This window comes from Pseudomonas sp. Larv2_ips, assembly GCF_963879675.1.
GTDB lineage: Bacteria > Pseudomonadota > Gammaproteobacteria > Pseudomonadales > Pseudomonadaceae > Aquipseudomonas.
The window spans coordinates 1-18,688 of record NZ_CAWOAW010000014.1; the positions used below are offsets into that span (position 1 = coordinate 1).

The 18,688-nt window shown below is 61.7% G+C and carries 16 protein-coding genes; 5 read left to right on the plus strand and 11 right to left on the minus strand.

Annotation, left to right across the window (positions count from 1 at the left end):
• Nucleotides 1-508: 508 nt before the first annotated feature.
• A complete protein-coding gene (locus AACV02_RS06455; protein ID WP_010213008.1) occupies nt 509-1,477 on the minus strand; it encodes a LysR family transcriptional regulator in 969 nt (322 codons plus the stop codon).
• Nucleotides 1,478-1,659: 182 nt separating this feature from the next.
• Here AACV02_RS06455 and AACV02_RS06460 point away from each other — a divergent pair, with 182 nt between their 5' ends.
• Genes AACV02_RS06460 through AACV02_RS06475 form a run of 4 tightly spaced genes read left to right on the plus strand, consistent with a single transcriptional unit; the run spans nt 1,660 to nt 6,420 of the window.
• The gene (locus AACV02_RS06460; protein ID WP_119738411.1) at nt 1,660-3,171 is read left to right on the plus strand and encodes an efflux transporter outer membrane subunit; all 1,512 of its coding nucleotides are present in this window, start codon (nt 1,660-1,662) and stop codon (nt 3,169-3,171) included.
• 10 nt (nt 3,172-3,181) lie between these two features.
• Nucleotides 3,182-5,359, plus strand: coding sequence for an FUSC family protein (locus AACV02_RS06465; protein ID WP_119738413.1), 2,178 nt, complete (start codon nt 3,182-3,184; stop codon nt 5,357-5,359).
• Nucleotides 5,349-5,549: a DUF1656 domain-containing protein gene (locus tag AACV02_RS06470; RefSeq protein WP_119738415.1), complete on the plus strand. Its 201-nt coding sequence runs from the start codon at nt 5,349-5,351 to the stop codon at nt 5,547-5,549. Before AACV02_RS06465 ends, AACV02_RS06470 begins: the two co-directional genes overlap by 11 nt.
• A gap of 10 nt (nt 5,550-5,559) precedes the next feature.
• On the plus strand, nt 5,560-6,420 hold the full coding sequence (locus AACV02_RS06475) for an efflux RND transporter periplasmic adaptor subunit (protein WP_106579543.1): 861 nt from the start codon (nt 5,560-5,562) through the stop codon (nt 6,418-6,420).
• A 119-nt stretch (nt 6,421-6,539) separates the two neighbouring features.
• On the opposite strand, the gene AACV02_RS06480 is transcribed toward AACV02_RS06475, so the two are convergent.
• Nucleotides 6,540-6,941, minus strand: a complete 402-nt coding sequence (locus tag AACV02_RS06480; protein ID WP_119738417.1) for a nuclear transport factor 2 family protein — start codon at nt 6,939-6,941, stop codon at nt 6,540-6,542.
• Nucleotides 6,934-8,121: an MFS transporter gene (locus AACV02_RS06485; RefSeq protein ID WP_119738419.1), complete on the minus strand. Its 1,188-nt coding sequence runs from the start codon at nt 8,119-8,121 to the stop codon at nt 6,934-6,936. The genes AACV02_RS06480 and AACV02_RS06485 overlap by 8 nt, the downstream gene beginning before the upstream one ends.
• Nucleotides 8,122-8,232: 111 nt before the next feature.
• Here AACV02_RS06485 and AACV02_RS06490 point away from each other — a divergent pair, with 111 nt between their 5' ends.
• Nucleotides 8,233-9,090, plus strand: a complete 858-nt coding sequence (locus AACV02_RS06490; protein WP_119738422.1) for a LysR family transcriptional regulator — start codon at nt 8,233-8,235, stop codon at nt 9,088-9,090.
• Here AACV02_RS06490 and AACV02_RS06495 read toward each other — a convergent pair.
• The 8 genes from AACV02_RS06495 to AACV02_RS06530 form a co-directional block, all read right to left on the minus strand.
• Nucleotides 9,087-9,899, minus strand: coding sequence for an SDR family oxidoreductase (locus AACV02_RS06495; RefSeq protein WP_119738424.1), 813 nt, complete (start codon nt 9,897-9,899; stop codon nt 9,087-9,089). The genes AACV02_RS06490 and AACV02_RS06495 overlap by 4 nt on opposite strands.
• Nucleotides 9,900-9,913: 14 nt before the next feature.
• Nucleotides 9,914-10,378, minus strand: a complete 465-nt coding sequence (locus AACV02_RS06500; protein ID WP_106579538.1) for a multidrug transporter — start codon at nt 10,376-10,378, stop codon at nt 9,914-9,916.
• 493 nt (nt 10,379-10,871) lie between these two features.
• Nucleotides 10,872-12,323, minus strand: coding sequence for a mannose-1-phosphate guanylyltransferase/mannose-6-phosphate isomerase (locus AACV02_RS06505; protein ID WP_119738428.1), 1,452 nt, complete (start codon nt 12,321-12,323; stop codon nt 10,872-10,874).
• Between the two features lie 173 nt (nt 12,324-12,496).
• Nucleotides 12,497-13,153, minus strand: coding sequence for an alginate O-acetyltransferase AlgF (locus AACV02_RS06510; protein WP_053254501.1), 657 nt, complete (start codon nt 13,151-13,153; stop codon nt 12,497-12,499).
• 16 nt (nt 13,154-13,169) lie between these two features.
• A complete protein-coding gene (locus AACV02_RS06515; RefSeq protein ID WP_119738430.1) occupies nt 13,170-14,354 on the minus strand; it encodes an alginate O-acetyltransferase in 1,185 nt (394 codons plus the stop codon).
• 12 nt (nt 14,355-14,366) lie between these two features.
• A complete protein-coding gene (locus tag AACV02_RS06520; protein ID WP_106579534.1) occupies nt 14,367-15,899 on the minus strand; it encodes an MBOAT family O-acyltransferase in 1,533 nt (510 codons plus the stop codon).
• Nucleotides 15,900-16,115: 216 nt separating this feature from the next.
• Entirely contained in the window at nt 16,116-17,225 is a 1,110-nt protein-coding gene (locus AACV02_RS06525; RefSeq protein WP_119738432.1) for a mannuronate-specific alginate lyase, read from the minus strand.
• Between the two features lie 8 nt (nt 17,226-17,233).
• On the minus strand, nt 17,234-18,682 hold the full coding sequence (locus AACV02_RS06530; RefSeq protein WP_106579582.1) for an alginate O-acetyltransferase: 1,449 nt from the start codon (nt 18,680-18,682) through the stop codon (nt 17,234-17,236).
• Nucleotides 18,683-18,688: the final 6 nt, after the last annotated feature.

The window sequence follows — 18,688 nt, forward strand, 5'->3', positions numbered from 1 at the left end:
CTGTGGGAGCTGGCTTGCCTGCGATGCAGGCACCTCGGTCTATCAGGCACAACCAGTTGATGCCATCGCAGGCAAGCCAGCTCCCACATTCGATTGAGTTCAGCCTTCAAGATCAGGTCGGCTGTCAGGCCGCCTCGCGTCCGCTTTTGATCTAACCACTCAGGTCGGCTACCAGGCCGCCGTGCTCTGCTTTTGATCTTGATCTGCTTTTGACTTTGATCTTGGGCGCCCCGTTAAACCACGCTGGCCGAACGCAGGCTTGAATCCGTGGGCAACCCGGCAGGACGCCGGGTTAGCCGTGTTGGGCCATGGATGGCCCGTCACGGCGGCCCACGGATTCAAGCCTTCGTTCGGGCACACCGAAGCGTGAGCGAGGTGCCGAGTGGTGGGGCAAGAGCCCTTTGGTTACTTTGGGGCTTTTCCAAAGTGACCCGCCGTAAGGGCGGAACCCAAAGAGGCCATCACGCAAATACCGGATATGCCCCCAAAACCCAACCCAAAAGCCCAGTCAGTTAGCCAACCGCGCCCCGCTAAGACTCCCACTCAACTCATACGCCACCAACTCCGCCTGATGCGCCGCCAAAATCTCGGGCAACGACCCGCGCAGGTATTCAACCCACGTCTTGATCTTCGCATCCAGGTACTGGCGCGACGGGTAGATCGCATACAAGTTCAGCTCTTGCGAACGGTAGTTAGGCATCACCCGCACCAGCGTGCCGTTACGCAACCCCTCGATAGCCGCATACACCGGCAACAACCCCACGCCCATGCCACTGGTGATCGCCGTTTTCATCGCGTCCGCCGAATTAACCAGAAACGGCGACGTATTGATCGCCACACTTTCCTGACCTTCCGGCCCGTTGAAGGTCCATTTATCCAGCTGGATCACCGGGCTCACCAACCGCAGGCACGCATGGTTGAGCAAATCCTGCGGCCGTTGCGCACAGCCCTTGGCCTTGACGTAATCCGGCGACGCACACGCGATGCTGTAGGTAATGCCCAGTCGCTGGGACACAAACCCCGAGTCCGGCAATTCACTGGCCAGCACGATCGACACGTCGTAACCCTCATCGAGCAAGTCCGGCACGCGGTTGGCCAGGGTCAGGTCGAAGGTCACGTCGGGATGCGTACGGCGGTAGCGGGCAATGGCGTCAATCACGAAATGCTGGCCGATACCGGTCATGGTGTGCACTTTCAACTGCCCGGCCGGCCGCGCGTGCGCGTCGCTGGCTTCGGCTTCGGCTTCTTCCACGTAGGCCAGGATCTGCTCGCAACGCAGCAAATAGCGTTTACCGGCTTCGGTCAGCGCGATGCGGCGGGTGGTGCGGTTGAGCAAGCGGGTTTGCAGATGGGCTTCCAGGTTGGAGACCGCGCGCGAGACGTTGGCCGTGGTGGTGTCCAGTTGCACGGCGGCGGCGGTGAAGCTGCCGGCTTCGGCCACGCAACTGAAAGCGCGCATGTTTTGCAAAGTGTCCATGGAGTGTTCTCAGGGGAGATAGCAAATTGTGACAGAAAGTTACGCCGTCCAGTGATCCCTACCAACGGATTATCGCCTGAACGGTAACAAAGATTCACAGGAATGCCAGCTTATCGTTCCCCATGCCGCCCCCTAGAATTGCGCCACCTCTTGCGCAACACCACCTCAGGAATACGCTTGCCGTGCCGCGTCACATCATCAGAGAGCTGAAGACTCTCAGTGTTTGGGCCTTATCGTTAGCAATCAGCGGCTGCATCGGAACCGGAGGAATCGCCCCCCAAGGCCAAGCCCTCAACGCCAATAACCTGGCCACCGACCAAGCCATCCAGAGTGCCGCCCACGACGCCCACTGGCCCACCACGCAATGGTGGCAAGCCTATGGCGATCCGCAACTCAATCAGTGGGTGCAACGTGCCACGCAAAACAGCCCGAGCCTGGCCATGGCCGCCGCGCGGGTGCGTGAGGCGCGGGCCATGGCCGGCATTGCCGAGTCGGCTGAGTCGTTGCAGATCAACAGCGACACCACCCTCAAACGCCACAACTGGCCGAAGGATCAGTTCTACGGCCCCGGCGAGTTGAGCGGAACAACCACCTGGGACAACAATTCGTCCCTGGGCCTGAGCTATGCCCTTGACCTGTGGGGCCGCGAAAGCAACGCCAGCGAACGCGCCGTCGACCTGGCGCATATGAGCGCCGCCGAAGCGCGCCAGGCCCAGCTCGAATTGCAGAACAACGTGGTGCGCGCCTACATCCAGTTGTCGTTGCATTACGCCAACCGCGACATCGTCGCCGCCACCCTGGCCCAGCAACAGCAGATTCTCGACTTGGCCAATAAACGCCTGAACGCCGGGATCGGCACGCACTTCGACGTCAGCCAGGCCGAAACGCCGTTGCCGGAGACCCATCGCCAGCTCGACGCGCTGGACGAGGAAATCGCCCTGAGCCGTAACCAGTTGGCTGCCTTGGCGGGCAAAGGTCCGGGCGAGGGCGCGCAACTGCAACGCCCGAGTTTGTCCCTCGCCGCGCCGCTGAAATTGCCGTCGAGCTTGCCGGCGCAATTGCTCGGTCAGCGCCCGGACGTGGTTGCCAGCCGCTGGCAAGTCGCCGCGCAAGCGCGTGGCATCGATGTGGCGCATGCCGGGTTCTATCCCAACGTCGACTTGGTCGGCAGCCTCGGCTACATGGCGACCGGCGGCGCCATGCTGGGGTTTCTCAGTGGCGAGAAACTCAACTACAACGTCGGCCCGGCGATCACCTTGCCGATCTTCGACGGCGGTCGTTTGCGTGGGCAACTGGGCGAAGCCAGCGCCGGTTATGACCTGGCCGTGGCCAAGTACAACCAGACGCTGGTCAACGCGCTCAAGGGCATCAGCGACCAGTTGATCCGCCGCGAATCGATGGACAAGCAGGCGTCCTTCGCCGCGCAGTCCGTGGCCTCTGCGCAGAAAACCTACGACATCGCGATGATCGCCTACCAGCGCGGCCTCACCGATTACCTCAACGTGCTGAACGCCCAGACCTTGCTGTTTCACCAGCAGCAAATCGAGCAACAGGTGCAAGCCGCACGCCTGAGTGCCCACGCCGAACTGGTCACCGCCCTGGGCGGCGGGCTCGGCGCCGGCAACGATGCGCCGCCAGACACCAAGACCCTCCCGAGCAAGACCCCGGCGGCGCTTGCCGTATTTGATCACTGAGTAGGATTTGATGACGCCCTTGCCTGCACCGCTGCGCTGGTTGCACTCCCTGGAGTGGCGCCGTGGTTTTTTCGACTGGGCACGCAGCGATGGCGTGACCTGGGTCTATATCTTCAAGGTGCTGATCGCCGCGTTCCTCACGCTGTGGCTGGCGATGCGCCTGGAACTGCCGCAACCGCGCACCGCGATGATCACTGTGTTTATCGTGATGCAACCGCAGAGCGGCCAGGTCTTCGCCAAGAGTTTTTACCGCTTCCTTGGCACCCTGGCGGGGTCGGCGGTAATGGTCTTGTTGATCGCTCTGTTTGCGCAGAACACCGAATTATTCCTCGGCGCGTTGGCGATCTGGGTGGGCATTTGCACGGCCGGTGCGACGCGTAATCGCAACTTTCGCGCCTATGGGTTTGTGCTGGCGGGTTACACCGCGGCGATGGTGGGTTTGCCCGCGCTGGCGCATCCGGACGGGGCCTTTATGGCGGCGGTGTGGCGGGTGCTGGAAATCTCTTTGGGAATACTGTGCTCGACGTTGGTCAGCGCCGCGATCCTGCCGCAAACCAGCAGCGCCGCGATGCGCAACGCCTTGTACCAGCGCTTCGGCGTGTTCGCGCTGTTTGTCACCGACGGCCTGCGTGGGCGCAGCCAGCGTGAAGGGTTCGAGGCCAGCAATGTGCGCTTTATCGCCGAGGCCGTGGGCCTGGAAGGGCTGCGCAGCGTTACCGTATTTGAAGACCCGCACATGCGGCGGCGCAATGGCCGGTTGAGTCGCCTCAACAGTGAATTCATGAGCATCACCACGCGCTTCAACGCCTTGCACCAGTTGCTTGAGCGGCTGCGCACGGATGCAGCCGATCACGTTGCCGCGGCCATCAAGCCCGGCCTGCAAGACCTGGCCGAAGTCCTTGACGGTTTCTCCGGCCGTGCGCTCACCAGCCCCGACGCGGCGCGCCTGGTCAATCAATTGAGCGCCTATAAGGATGGACTGCCCGCCAAGGTGCGCAGCCTGCGTGCGAATTTTCAGCAGGGCAATCCGAGCGAAGCCGAGCAGCTGGATTTTCATACCGCCTACGAGTTGCTTTACCGCTTTGTCGATGACCTGCACAACTACGCGCAGACCCACGCATCGCTGGCCGATCACAGCCATGAGCGCGAGCGATGGAGCGAAGCCTACACGCCGAAAACCAACTGGCTGGCCTGCGCCGCTTCAGGGATTCGCGCGTCCTTTATCCTGATCGTGCTGGGCAGTTACTGGGTGGCCACCGCCTGGCCCAGCGGCGCGACCATGACCCTGATCGCCGCCGCCACCGTCGGCCTGTCCGCCGCCACGCCCAACCCGAAACGCATGGCCTTCCAGATGGCTTGCGGCACCTTGATCGGCGCGTTGGTGGGCTTCGTCGAAATGTTCTTTGTGTTCCCGTGGATCGACGGCTTCCCGCTGCTGTGCATGATGCTTGCGCCGGTGATTATCTTCGGCTCGTTCCTCGCCTCCCGCCCGCGATACGCCGGCGTCGGCGTAGGCTTGCTGATCTTTTTCAGCACCGGCTCGGTGCCGGACAACCTCACGGTCTACAACCCTTACAGCTTTATCAATGACTACATCGCCATGGTCATTGGCATGCTGGTGTGCGCGGCAGCTGGCGCGATTATCCTGCCGCCGAACAGCCGCTGGTTATGGCGCCGCCTGGAACAGGATCTGCGCGAGCAGGTGGTGTACGCCATCAGCGGCAAGCTCAAGGGTCTGGCGTCGAGTTTTGAAAGCCGCACCCGCGACCTGCTGCACCAGGCCTACGGCCTCGCCGTCGGCCAGCCGCACGTGCAACGCGACTTGCTGCGCTGGATGTTCGTGGTGCTGGAAGTCGGCCACGCGATCATCGAGTTGCGCAAGGAGCAGGCGATATTGCCGGTGCACCCGGCGTATGCCGAGTCGCAACCCTGGCGTCAGGCGATCCGCGTGATGGGCCGCTCGCTGGTGCGGCTGTTCCTGCAACCGAGCGCCAGCAACCTGGAGCGCGGGTTGATTGCCGTCGACCATGCGATCAGCCGCGTGCAAGCCACCGATGAACCCTTCGCCCCGCACTTCGACACCTCGGCGTTGCGCCGGGTGAAAAGCTACCTGCACTTTATCCGCACGTCGTTGCTGGACCCGCAATCGCCCCTGGCCGCCCTCAAAGGATCCCCGAATGCCTCGTGAAATCGCATTCCACGGCGTCTACATGCCGACCATGACCCTGATGTTTTTTATCGCCGCAGGGCTGGCCTGGGCCTTGGACCGCTTCCTGGCCGGGTTCGACCTGTACCGTTTTTTCTGGCACCCGGCGTTGCTGCGCCTGAGCCTGTTCGTCTGCTTGTTCGGCGCCCTGGCGCTGACCGTCTACCGTTGAGAATGCCCCGATGAAAAAGTTTTTCAGCCTGCTCGCGACGTTGCTGGTACTGGCTTTGGCGATCTGGATTGGCCGCACGCTGTGGGTGCACTACATGGAGACCCCGTGGACCCGCGACGGTCGTGTGCGCGCCGACATCATCAACGTGGCGGCCGACGTCACCGGTGAAGTGGTGGAGGTGCCGGTGCGTGACAACCAGTTGGTGAAGAAGGGCGACCTGCTGATGCAGATCGACCCCGAGCACTACCGCATCGCGGTCAAGCAGGCGCAGTCGCTGGTGGCCTCGCGCAAGGCCACGTGGGAGATGCGCAAGGTCAACGCGCACCGCCGCGCCGACCTCGACGCCCTGGTGATCTCCAAGGAAAACCGCGACGACGCGAGCAACATCGCCGACTCGGCGTTGGCCGATTACCAACACGCGTTGGCGCAGTTAGAGGCGGCTGAGCTGAATTTGAAACGCACTCAAGTGGTGGCGGCGGTGGACGGCTACGTCACCAACCTCAACGTGCACCGTGGCGACTACGCGCGTATTGGCGAAGCAAAAATGGCCGTGGTCGATATGAATTCGTTCTGGGTGTATGGCTTCTTTGAAGAAACCAAGCTGCCCCACGTCAAAGTTGGTGATGAGGCCGATATGCAATTGATGAGTGGCGAGACGCTCAAGGGCCACGTGGAAAGCATCTCGCGCGGCATCTACGACCGCGATAACCCCGAGAGCCGCGAACTGATCGCCGATGTGAACCCGACCTTCAACTGGGTGCGCCTGGCCCAGCGCGTGCCGGTGCGCATTCACATTGATGAAGTGCCCGACGGCGTGCTGTTGGCGGCGGGCATTACTTGCACCGTCATCGTCAACCCAACGCAACACTAACGGCCGGAGCAGGCTTATGTGGGAGCGGGCTTGCTCGCGAAGACGGAGTGTCAGTTGAAGCAAGTGTTGACTGATCCGCCGCCTTCGCGAGCAAGCCCGCTCCCACAGTTTTGACCCTGTTAAGCCTTGATAAAGGTTTCGTGCAGATGGCGCCACAGCAAGGCTCCACTGGCCTGCTTCTCGAACACCACGGTGGCGCGTCGATCAGTCTGCGTGCCGCTGTCATCGATCTGGTGTTCGCGGTAGGTCACCGTGGCGCCGCGTGCATGGCGGTCGATCCCGGTCATTTCGCTCAAGGTGATTTTCAAGCCCGGGCGCATACCGCCAAGGCGGGTAAACAGTGCCTTCACCCCGGCCGCATTTACCCGCGTACCGGTGGCGGGCGCGATCATGCTGAAGTCGGGTGAGAAGCGCGCCAGCAACGTTTGCAGTGTGCCTTCAGGCGCAACGCCGGCAAACCATTGCTCGATCTCGACATGGGTCTGGATCACTTCTTCAAAAAAATCGCTGTAATCAATCATGGCTGGGCTCGTTGGCTGGGTGAAGCAGTGTCCGTACTCTGGAAGCGTCCAGGCGCAGCACTGCAAAAAGGGGCAGCAGTGTCAGGGCTGCCGCTATCGTGAAGGTTATGGCGAAGGAATCCAAGGCCGACAACAGCGCACTGAGCGCCGCCGCGCCGAGGCAAAAGCTCACTTGCCGATTGATATTCCACAGGGCGCTGGCATGGCCCATGCGTTCTGCGGGTATGTCGAGAAACGCCAGCGTCTGCGCGGTGCTGCTGCACAAGCTGCCACCCAGGCCCATCAAGGCATAGGCCGCAATCACCCAGGCGGGTTGGTTGAGCAACAGGATGCCGATGCATTGCAACGCCATGCCCGCCAGCAGCAAGGGTTTGGGGCCGCAGCGGTTAAACAGTGTTTTGCTCAGGAAAATCGCCAGCGCTGACGCCAGTGCCCACGGCAGCATCAGCGCGCCGGTCTGCGTGGCGTCATAGCCGAGGCCGCGCAGGTAGAGGATGGCGATCAGGCTGGTACCGATAAAGACGCCGGGGATGAACAGATAGACCAACATCGCCACGCGCAGCATCGGGCTACGGATCTGCTTGAAGATGCTGCCCACGTCCAGGGCCGGGCGCTCCGTGGCAAGCGCGTCAGGTTTTATCCACAGCAGTGCCAGCAACAAAGTGATCAACGCCAGCGGCAGGTTGGCATAGAAGATCCAGCGCCACGACAGGCTGTCGACAATCAACCCGCCCAGGGCCGGCGACAGCGCCGGCACCAGCAGCGCCACCGACATCACCCGCGCCGTCAACTGGCTGCGCTCTGCCGCTGGAAAGTGCCGGTAGGCCATGGCCTGGCCCACGGGAATCAGCAGTCCGCCGCCCAAGCCTTGCAGCGTCCGCCAGCCAATCAGGGTTTGGATTGAACTCGCCTGGCCGACCATCAGTGAAGCCCCCGCGAATAACAGCAGGCTCGCCGCGATCAGCGTTCGCTCGCCCATCAGTGCCGCCAGCCACACGCTCAGGGGAATGATCACGGTCAACCCAAGCATGTAGGCGTTGCTGATCCAGGCCAATTGCGTGACCGAGGCGTGCAGTTCGCGGGCGATGTCCGGGTAGGCGACCGTGGCGACAAACATGTTCACCAGGTCCAGGGCAAAGCCGAATAAAAAGATCCAGGCGACTTTCGAGCGGTAGGTCATGGACGCGATCCTGCGAATGAAGCGCGCAGGGTAGGCCGCCGGCAGGGTTTGGGCTACGCCGGTTTGCCTGTTAGTTTGTCAAAAATATTTTGACAAAGGAGGGCGTGGCCGATGGTCAGCCTGGACCGATTCGACACCTTCAAGGCTGTAGTAGAGGCCGGTTCGCTTACCGCAGCGGCCGATTTGCTGGGCCAGACCCGCGCCGTGGTCAGCTTCAACCTCAAGCGCCTGGAGGCGGAGCTGGGCGTGACCCTGCTGACCCGCAACACCTGCCAACTGGCGCTGACCGATGCCGGCGAGCGCTTTTACCTGCGCTGCACACGCATGCTTGAAGAAGCGCGCCTGGCGGTGGAGGAGGCGCGCTCCGAGCATGCCCAGCTCAAAGGCACGTTGCGCATCACCACCACGGTGGAATATGCGCTGGCAGTGGTTGCTCCGGCGGTGGAAGCCTTTCGCCGCTTGCACCCGGACCTGAACATTCACTTATCCACTTCCTCGACCCACGCCGATTTGATCTCCGAACGCTTTGATGTGGCGATTCGGCTGGGTCGCCTGCTCGACTCCAACCACCGTGCGGTGCAGTTGTCGACCTTTGAGGTGTTTGCAGTGGCGGCGCCCGAGTTTGCCGAGGTGCAAACGCTGGATGCGTTGGAACAGGTGCCCAGGCTGGGCCATGGCCGTTTGACCGAACTGAGCCTGACCGACCCGGCCGGCGGCGAGCGTCAATACCGTGCCGGGCCGACTGCGCTGGTGGCCGACAGTGCGGCCGTGCTTCAGGCGTTTGCCGTGCGCGGCCACGGCGTGGCGGTGCTGCCCCAATGGTTGGTGCAGGATGACCTGGCGGCGGGGCGCTTGGTGCGCTTGTTGGCGGACCATCGCTTTGCGCCACAGGGGATCTACGCGATGTACCCGGACACCCGGCATTTGCCGCTCAAGGTGCGGGCGTTTATCGATTTCATGAAAGGCTAGAGCGAGCCCGACAGGCCGAAGCGCTTCTTCAACACTTTTTCCAACAGGGCCTTGGGCACCAAGGCCGCCATCAGTGGCAGCGCCCGACAGCCATTGCCCGCGCGCAGCAGCCTTGGCGGCGTTGACTGTTGCACCGCCTTTAACACCTGCGCCGCGAATTGCTCGGCTGAGGTCGGGTTGTTCTGCGAGGCCTGGGAGCGCGCACGAATGCCTTCGCGCAACGGCCACCATGGCGATTTTTCGTTGATCAACAGCTCGGCCTGGGCGCCGGCGTTTTTCGCAAAGTGCGTGTCGATAGCGCCCGGCTGCACTTCCATCACGCGCACACCAAAGGGTGCCAGCTCCATGCGCAGTGCGTCGCTCAGCGCGTGCACTGCCGCTTTCGAGGCGCAGTAGGCACCGGCAAACGGTGTCACCAAGACGCCGGAGACACTGCCGATGTTCACCACCAGGCCTTTGGCGCGACGCAGCGCAGGAAACAGCGCCTGGGTCACGCCGACGATGGAAAACACATTGGTTTCGAACTGGCGTTGCATGGCCTCGGTGCCGCCGTCGAGCAGCGGGCCCATGGCGCCATAACCGGCGTTGTTGATCAGCACGTCCAGCCCGCCGATCTGTTCGGCGAGCGCCTTGAGCGCCATGGCGTCGTTGACGTCCAGTTGCACGGCCTTGAAACCGGCGGCAGCCAGGGCGCTGACATCATCAGGCTGGCGGGCGCTGGCCCACACTTCATAGCCTGCGGTTTTGAAGGCATCGGCCAGGGCGCGGCCGATGCCGCTGGAGCAGCCGGTGATCAGTACAGTGGGCATGAATCAATCCTTTGTCAGTCCGAGAAACTGCCTTGCAGATGCTCGGCGCGAAATTCCAGGGTTTGCGGGCGGTAGCCGGGGCGCAGCGGTGGTGTGGGCAGGCAGTCGTCCCAGGTGGCGCCGGCCTGCAACTCGCCGGGGCCGCGATAGCGTGGGGCGGCGTAGACATTGTCGGCCAGGTTGACGGAGTCGCCCGGCGCATAGGCTGCAACGCGCCAGCGCAGTTCGGTCAGCGGTACGTCGTTGCCGTTGCTCAGGACCAGTTTGAGCGGCCGGTCTGGCGGGCATTCCTGCGGCGCATAGCTGATGCGCAGTTCCAGGCGCGACAGTTGCGAGGCTTCGCGGCTGTCCAGCCACACCACCCAAATCGCCACACAGCCCAGGCCGACGGCGGCCGCCAGCGACACCGGCAACGCCTTGGCCGGGTAGCGCAGCAGCAGGATCAGCCAGGTGATGATCAGGAGAACGCCGAAGAACATGGAGACCACCTCGAATAGGGAACGAGCATCCTAACTTAAGCGTAGGTGGGATTGGCGAGCTTGAGCGGTGTGTTGGCTGGGCGGCCGCCATCGCAGGCAAGCCAGCGCCCACCTTGGACTGCATTCACCAATCAAAAGGTGGGAGGGGGCTCGCCCCCGATGACTGACTGGCTGAGCAGAAGAATCCGCGTGCAATCCTTCGGTGCACGCCTCAACCAAGGTCAAACCGGTTTCGGCCAATTGCAGGCTGGTCCCGTTCAGGTAGCTCGGGTGCTCAGTGCATGAGTGTTTTTGTGCTTTCGGACGCCATCGCAGGCAAGCCAGCTCCCACAGTTGACCGGGTACACCCGCTGGAATGCGGTTAACTGTGGGAGCTGGCTTGCCTGCGATGAGGCCCGCACATTCCCCCCAAAAACCAAAAAAAAGCCCCCACCCAACCCACTGCGGATAGGGGACGCAATGGGCTGGATGAGGGCTTCTTTCTACGACTGTTTTACTGCGCGATAGTTTTCACCGACACGCCACGTTCTACCGGGGTGGAGCGTCCGTAGATATCTTCGAACCGCTCGATATCGTCTTCGCCCAGGTAGCTGCCCGATTGCACTTCGATGATTTCCAACGGGATCTTGCCCGGGTTGCGCAGGCGGTGCACCGAGGCGATCGGGATGTAGGTGGACTGGTTCTCGCAGAGCAGGAACACGTTCTCGTCACACGTGACTTCGGCCGTGCCGCTGACCACGATCCAGTGCTCGGCGCGGTGGTGGTGCATTTGCAGGGACAGGCACGCGCCCGGCTTGACCGAGATGTGCTTGACCTGGAAGCGGCCGCCCATGTCCACCGAGTCGTAAGAGCCCCACGGACGATAGACTTCGCAGTGGTTCTGGGTTTCGCTGCGGCCCTGGTCGTTCAGGGTGCTGACCATCTGCTTGACGCCCTGGACCTTGTCCTTGTGGGCAATCATCATCGCGTCCTTGGTTTCCACCACCACGATGTTGTCCAGGCCGATCACCGACACCAGCTTGCCGTTGCCGTGAATCATGCAATTGCGGCTGTCCTGGATCACCACGTCGCCTTTGCTGACGTTACCGTGGATGTCTTTGTCGTTGACCGCCCACAGCGAGGCCCAGCAACCCACATCGCTCCAGCCGGCGCTCAGCGGTACCACGCAGGCGCGCTGGGTTTTTTCCATCACGGCGTAGTCGATGGAATTGTCCGGGCAGCAGGCGAAGGTGGCTTCGTCGAAGGTCACGGTGTCGGCGGTCTGCTCGCTGCGTTCCAGGGTCAACAGGCAGGTGTCGTAGATGTCCGGATCGTGTTTTTTCAGCTCTTCGAGGAAGCGGCTGGCGCGGAACAGGAACATGCCGCTGTTCCAGAAGTAACCGCCGCTTTTGACAAACTCGACGGCGCGTTTTTCATTGGGCTTTTCGACGAACTGTTCAACGCGGCTCACGCCTTCGGGCAGCAGCGAATCGTTGGTGGACTTGATGTAGCCATAACCGGTTTCCGGACGGGTGGCCGGTACGCCGAACAGCACCATCTCGCCACGCTCGGCGGCCACGGTGGCCAGGGCCAGGGCGCGTTGCAGGGCTTTCTGGTCGTCGATCACGTGGTCGGCCGGCAGCACCAGCATCAGCTCGTCGCGGCCTTCGTTGACCAGCATCATCGCCGTCAGGGCCACGGCCGGCGCAGTGTTGCGACCGAACGGCTCCATCAGGATGCGCTGGCATTCGAGCTTACGCGTGCTCAGTTGCTCGTTGACGATGAAACGGTGGTCCTTGTTGCAGACCACGATAGGGGAATCCATGCCTTCGAACACCAGACGCTCCAGGGTTTGCTGGAACAGGGTGTGCTCGCCGGTCAGGGCCAGGAATTGCTTAGGGAACTGTTTACGCGAAAGCGGCCAAAGACGTGAGCCGCTACCACCGGAAAGGATTACTGGAATCATGGGGGTTTCTCCTTGAATCGATTTGGGTCAGAGCTACGAAGGTTTGTCGTTCCACTCTTGTTTTTGTCTCGGTCTCTGTGGGAGCTGGCTTGCCTGCGATGCAGGCAACTCGGTCTGTCAGTGACACCGAGGTGATGCCATCGCGGGCAAGCCCGGCTCCCACAGAGAAATCATTAGCGGGTCGACACTGGGCGTTTCACCCAGACTGGCGAAATGCTCGAACCGGAACCGGTGACATACAGCACCGCCGCTTCACCACGTTCCAACGCCACCGGCTTCACATCGCCGACTTTCTTGTCACCGTCATACAACGCCAGGCTCACCTTCACCGGGTTGATTTCGCGCTCGCCACGGCCCTTGGCGGCCACCGACTTGACCACATCGGTCTTGCCGTCGGCAGTTTTCAGGGTCAGGGCCTTGTCGCTGAGGTTCTGCACGCGTACCAGGGATTTCTGCTTGTTCTTGAACGGCGGTTCTTCGATCAGTTGGGGCTGGCCGCTGCCGCTGTTGACCAGGGTGTAGTAGTGGTCGGCGGCGAGTTTGACCGGCACGGTCTGGCTGCCGACCTTGGCGCTGTAGTCACCGCCGGGCATGAAGCTGAAATCGCTGCTGGCCAGTGGCGCAACGTCGCTCAGGTTGGTGGCGCCGACGGTGGCGCTGACTTCCTGGTTGCTGGCGTTGTACACACGTACAAAGCTTGAGCCTTTCGGCGCGGTTGGGCCGTAAAGGGCGGCGTCGCCCCCGGCGAAGGCGGACATCGATACGAAGCTCAAGCCGGCAGCAATGGCCAGGGTCTTGGCGAGACGACGCGGAGTAGTAGTGAAAGTCATGTGAGTTACCTCTCTTTCAGTTTTGCGCCCGGTCGGGCGTCTCGGGTTTTTGGGTTTTAGCTGGGGTGTTCAGTGCCATGTTCTGTTGGCGCGAACCGGCTTGTTTAAGCTGCGCAACCCACTGCGGGTCGGCATCACCGATTTCGTTGTTGACGGGCAGATAACGTTCAGGGAACTCCCAGATCAGCACCTGTGGCGGGCTGTTCTTGAAGTCGTCGCTTTTGAGGTAGCTGAGCATCGGCAGAATCGGGCCGTGGCCGTCTTCGGAGTAGTTGATGACGTCGCTGTGCAAGGCTTGCTTGAGGGCGCCGACGAAGTTCCAGTTAGGGTTGGCGCTGTAGCTGGTGCCGACCAGTGCCACCGGGGTTTCGCTGTCGCTGAACAGGCCATCGTCGCCCTTGTTTTCAGCCAGGTGGGTGACGCGTTTTTGCAGCGGCTCTTTGGGCGGCATCAGGTTTTCGAACAGCGGGTCCAGCGGCAGGAACAGACGCAGGTCGCCTTTATGCGGCTCGGTTTTTTCGGCTTCGGTGACAAAGCGCTGCGGCTCACCGCTGAGCGGGGCCTTTTCGGTGATCACCTTGGCCAGTTGCTTGGCGGCAATTTCGGCGCCGTCCGGGGTCCAGTGGGTGTCGGTGCGCAGGAACACTTGCGTGCCGCCCAGCTTGGCCTGTTGCAGCGGGCCAAGCAGGTCGGGCGCGATGATCTTGTCGGCGGCGACACGGGCGTGGAAGTCCTCATACAGGTTGGCGTGGATGCTCGCCGGTTTCACTTCGCCCAGGTGTTCCGGGTACAGGCGCACCTTGGCCGGCACAATCGCCATGACCAACTCAATGCCCTGAGCCTTGAGCTTCTGGCGCACGCCTTCGACCAGCGCGTAGTTGCCTTGCAGGTTCTGGTCTTCGTTGACGATCGGGTTGAATTCCTCGTCGCTGTACAACCAGTGATCGCGGCCCAGCACCACGCCAGGGCGGCCTTCGTTGAACAGCTTGTAGTCCAGCGCGGCCCACAGGTTGGTGCCGATGCGCTTGATCGGGAACTGGTCGTCGTAGTGCGTCTCGACGGCTTTGGTCCAGCGGCCGTTCAGCACGGTCGCGTCGGCATTGGTGCTGAAGCCGAAGAAGCTGCGCATCGACCAGGCGCCGAGGGCCAGCAGCACCAGCAGGAACAGCGCGATATAGAGGACGCGGAATGAACGGGTCATGGTCGGCTCCCCTCAGAATTGGAAGTAAAGGAACGGCGAGAAACTCTGCGCCGACAGTTTCAGAATCGACGCCACGAACAGCAGCAGTACAGCGCCGCGCATGGCGTAGCGTGGCCAGTCAGCGGTCCAGTAGGCCGGCTGCACGGCGGCGTCCTGGCCGACGGTGAAACCTGGCTGGTGGATGCTGTCCGGGTTGTCGCCCGGCACGGCCTTGATCAGGCTCGGGTCGGCCGGCTTGGCTTTCTCGGCAGGGCGGTTGGTGTAGAAATCGCGCAGGCCGAAGAACGCCAACGTTGCGTACGCCACCACCAGGGTTGCCACTTGCAGGCCGGTGAGGCTGGCGCGGTTGAGTTCCGACAGCGACCATTCGCCAAAGCTGAACATTGCGCCGTACATACGGCCGGCGACGTGCAGGTTCTCGGAGCGGAAGATCACCCAGCCCATCACCACCAGCAGGAAGGTGAAGGCCCAGCGCACCACGTTGAAGCTGCGCGGCGCGGTGTTGAGGCCGATGGCTTTTTCAATCGCCAGCCACATGCCGTGCCAGGCACCCCACACGATGTAGGTGATGTTCGCACCGTGCCACAGACCACCGAGCAGCATGGTCAGGAACAGGTTGCGGTAGGTGATCAGCGTGCCTTTGCGGTTGCCGCCCAGGGTGATGTACAGGTAGTCACGCAGCCAGGTGGACAGGCTGATGTGCCAGCGCCGCCAGAACTCGGTGATCGACTGGCTGATGTACGGTTGCTTGAAGTTTTCCATGAAGCGAAAACCCATCATCAAGCCCAGGCCGATGGCCATGTCGCTGTAGCCGGAGAAGTCGAAGTACAGCTGCGCGGTGTACGCCAGCGCACCCAGCCAGGCATCGCCCGTGGTGGGGTTTTGCAGGGCGAAGCAATGGTCGGCAACCACCGCTAGGGTGTCGGCGATGAACACCTTCTTGATGAAACCTTGCATGAACCGTGTGCAGCCCTCGGAGAACTTGTCGAGGGTGTGCGTGCGGTTGTTGAACTGGTCGGCCAGGTCGCGAAAGCGCAACACGGGGCCGGCAATCAAGTGCGGGAAGATCGCCACGAACGCCGCAAAGTCGATGAGGTTGCGGGTGGCCGGGGTGTCGCCGCGGTACACGTCGATGATGTAGCTGATGGACTCGAAGATGTAGAACGAGATCCCGATCGGCAACAACACGTGGGTGAGAATGAACGGCTCCAGACCCACCGACTTCATCATCACGTTGATGCTGTCGACGCCGAAGTTGGCGTACTTGAAGTAGCCGAGGATGCACAGGTCGACCGCCACGCCCAACAGCAGCCAGCGCTGGGCCGGCTTGGTGCGCACGCCTGCTGCACCGACCTTGAGGCCGATCCAGTAATTCCACAGCGTTACAGCGGCGAACAGCGCCAGGAAGTCCACTCGCCACCAGGCGTAGAACACGTAGCTGGCAATCAGCAGCAGCAGGTTGCGATAGCGTTGCCCGCTCAAGTAGTACAAGCCGAGAAAGATCGGCAAGAACAGAAACAGGAACACATTGGACGAGAAAACCATCCCGATCTCTCCATGTTTAACAGACAGTCAAGGGCCAGAGCCCCCCCAAACCCCCCCACGATTTCGGGGGAGGCCGTACAACATTGCTACTGACGAAACCGGCTCAAACGGTGGGAGGGGGCTTGTCCCCGATGGCGGTGTAACAGCCGCCATCTGTGTTCAATGACACACTGCTATCGGGGGCAAGCCCCCTCCCACATTTGCAACCGTGTTCCGTCAGATTCCTTTGTTGCCCTTTTCATGCGTCGGGTCGTAGACCTTGGTCAGGTCACCGCCGAGCCGGAAGGTCTTGAACGGCTGCATGCCATGCTTGCGTTCGAGCACATCCGGGGCGCAGGTGTAGAGGGTGCAGAAGGGTTCAAGCCAGGCAAATTTCATGTCTTCCTTGAGGTCCTTCATGTCCTGCTCTTTGCCGTTCTTCTTCTCGAAGATCTCCGGGTCTTTGACCCCGGCCAGCACCTTGTCGCCCAAGCGTTTCAAGGCGCCGTTGTTTTCCTGGCGCAGATCCACGCCGTTGACTAAGGCAAAGCTTGCGATCATCGACAGCGGCGGCAATGCGTAGTTGTGATACGACAACGCCCGTTGCTGACGCTTCAATTCGTTAGGCAGGAAGCCTTGGTCATCGACCTGGTTGGCGCCGACCTTGTATTCCTTCACCGCCCAATCAAACAGGTCGCGACGGTTGACGGCGACGGACGTCGCCATCACCGACCAGGCGGCCCAGTAGGAGTGGTTGTTGGTTTTTTCCAGCGGCAGGTTGTCCCAATCACTGACGACCTGGTCGGCCATTTTGCTGAACCAGGCTTCGATCACCTGCGACTCCTGCTGGTGGTTGGCCAACGGGTGGGAGTCGGAGAACTTCAGGCGCACATAGGCCGAGGCCATGCTGCCCAGCGCCCATTTGCGCATGGACTTGCCGGTGTGGTTGAAGTCCTTGGACATCAACGCATCTGCCTTGGCCCAGCTGGTCAGCCAGTTGAGCGTGCATTCGAGCTGCTGCGGACGGCCGTCGCGCATGAACTGCATCACGCGCTTGCTGGTGTCTTTTTCCAGCTTGGTGATGTCGGCAGTGCTGTCGCGAAAGGCTTTTTCGGATTGCACATTCAGGGTGGAACGGGCTTTGTCCGAACCCTCGTACTTGCTGCGAAATTGCAGCGAGCCGGTGTACGGCGCCGGCATGGCGTCGCAGTCATTCTTGAAGTCGCCGGTCTTGAACGCTTCCACCGGGGCGAAATAGCCCTGAGGTGGACGCAGTGGCGCGGCGGCGTTGACTGAACCGGCGAACATCGCCAGGCCCAGCAGCGTTGGAATCAATAACTTCTGCATAGGTAACCTCATTGCCCGGCCGATGCGGTCTGTTGACCACCGGCAGGGAATACGTTGCGTGTGCAAATTTTCGCTTCGACTTTCTGCGCGGCAGCGCCCGCTTCGGGACCCTGCACTTCCACGGCCAGCAAGTTCTGCGAGGCCCAGTCTTCATCGGTGCGCAGTTCAAAGGCGAAACGCCCGTCTGTATCGGATGTTTCGGGTTTCTCGATCTTGATGTCCTCGTGGCGCCCGTTCATGTACCAGAGGGTGGCTTGCAGGGTTTTCACCGACGGGTCGGCGAAGCGGATGTCGACCTGGTGACTGCTGTTACGCAGGTCTTTGTTCGAACTGTTGACCAGCAATTCGTTCTTGCCGGGTTTGAGCGTGGTGCTGGCGCTCATCTGCGCGGTCTTGCCTTCGCAGCCGTTGTCGAGCAGCGACATCATCTGGCGGTAGATGGTCTCCTGGTCGAGGCGGTACAGCGGCGAAAATTCCCAGATCAGAATTTTCGGCGGGGTTTTCTGGAATTCGTCGCTGCCCAGGTACTGGATCATCGAGCCTTCGAGGCCACCGCCGGGGAAGGCGACGTTGAGGATGTCGGCGCCGATTTCCTGTTCCAGGAAGCCGGCGAAGTTGTAGTTCTTGCCGCTGTGGCTGGTGCCGACCAGGGTGATCTGCGGGTTGCCCGAATCGCTGAACAAGTCGCCGTCGCCCGCTTCGCCCTTGGGCTCGGTGGTGAACTGGTCCATGTACTGGATCGCGTAGCTGGTGCCGCACAGTTGCCCGGCCATGTTGTGCAGGGTGCCGGTCTTGCCCATGCGTCCGGAGCGCTTGGTTTCGAATTCGCGCTTGGGAATGTCCGCAAACTCAGGCATCGCACGCACTTTGGCACCGACGATTTTCGCGGTGCGCTGGGCACCGTAGGGCGTCCAGTGTTGGTCGCCGCGGAAATAGAAATCGTGGGCCGGCAATTCATCCGGGAGTTGCTCGTTGGTCAGCGGCGACAGGTCCGGCACCACATAACCCATCTTGGCGAAACGGCCCAGCATGGTTTTGTAGTTACCCAGTGCCTTGTCGAAATCGAACTTGGCTTTCTCTTCGGGGTTGAGTTTGTTGCGGTTCACCAGGCCACGGGTCGGCTGGTAAACCACCACCAGTTCCACGCCCTTGGCCTTGAACGCATCGTGCAGCTGTTGCATGCGTTTGTAGCCGGCGGGGCTGGTGTCAAATTCGGTGCGCAGGTCTTCCTGGGTACGGAACAGCCAATCGCCCTGGGCTTGCACCAGGGTGGTGAAGTTCTGCTGATAACGCGTGGTGTAGTTCTTCGCGTCATGGGCTGCGGGGCACAGGCTGCAGCACGGTTCGGCGGTAAAGGTCGGCGCTTTGACGTCATCGGCGCGCACGCCTTGGCTGGCCGCCAGCAGGCCGAGGGTCAGACCCGAGAGGCTCAGCAATTTGATCATGTGTGGGTGCATAAGGGT

Excerpts from the sequence above, each read along its gene's own strand:
- AACV02_RS06455 (WP_010213008.1), bottom strand. The coding sequence starts at position 1,477 with ATGGACACTTTGCAAAACATGCGCGCTTTCAGTTGCGTGGCCGAAGCC.
- AACV02_RS06465 (WP_119738413.1), top strand. The coding sequence starts at position 3,182 with ATGACGCCCTTGCCTGCACCGCTGCGCTGGTTGCACTCCCTGGAGTGG.
- AACV02_RS06470 (WP_119738415.1), top strand. The coding sequence starts at position 5,349 with ATGCCTCGTGAAATCGCATTCCACGGCGTCTACATGCCGACCATGACC.
- AACV02_RS06475 (WP_106579543.1), top strand. The coding sequence starts at position 5,560 with ATGAAAAAGTTTTTCAGCCTGCTCGCGACGTTGCTGGTACTGGCTTTG.
- AACV02_RS06480 (WP_119738417.1), bottom strand. The coding sequence starts at position 6,941 with ATGATTGATTACAGCGATTTTTTTGAAGAAGTGATCCAGACCCATGTC.
- AACV02_RS06485 (WP_119738419.1), bottom strand. The coding sequence starts at position 8,121 with ATGACCTACCGCTCGAAAGTCGCCTGGATCTTTTTATTCGGCTTTGCC.
- AACV02_RS06490 (WP_119738422.1), top strand. The coding sequence starts at position 8,233 with ATGGTCAGCCTGGACCGATTCGACACCTTCAAGGCTGTAGTAGAGGCC.
- AACV02_RS06495 (WP_119738424.1), bottom strand. The coding sequence starts at position 9,899 with ATGCCCACTGTACTGATCACCGGCTGCTCCAGCGGCATCGGCCGCGCC.
- AACV02_RS06500 (WP_106579538.1), bottom strand. The coding sequence starts at position 10,378 with ATGTTCTTCGGCGTTCTCCTGATCATCACCTGGCTGATCCTGCTGCTG.
- AACV02_RS06505 (WP_119738428.1), bottom strand. The coding sequence starts at position 12,323 with ATGATTCCAGTAATCCTTTCCGGTGGTAGCGGCTCACGTCTTTGGCCG.
- AACV02_RS06510 (WP_053254501.1), bottom strand. The coding sequence starts at position 13,153 with ATGACTTTCACTACTACTCCGCGTCGTCTCGCCAAGACCCTGGCCATT.
- AACV02_RS06515 (WP_119738430.1), bottom strand. The coding sequence starts at position 14,354 with ATGACCCGTTCATTCCGCGTCCTCTATATCGCGCTGTTCCTGCTGGTG.
- AACV02_RS06520 (WP_106579534.1), bottom strand. The coding sequence starts at position 15,899 with ATGGTTTTCTCGTCCAATGTGTTCCTGTTTCTGTTCTTGCCGATCTTT.
- AACV02_RS06525 (WP_119738432.1), bottom strand. The coding sequence starts at position 17,225 with ATGCAGAAGTTATTGATTCCAACGCTGCTGGGCCTGGCGATGTTCGCC.
- AACV02_RS06530 (WP_106579582.1), bottom strand. The coding sequence starts at position 18,682 with ATGCACCCACACATGATCAAATTGCTGAGCCTCTCGGGTCTGACCCTC.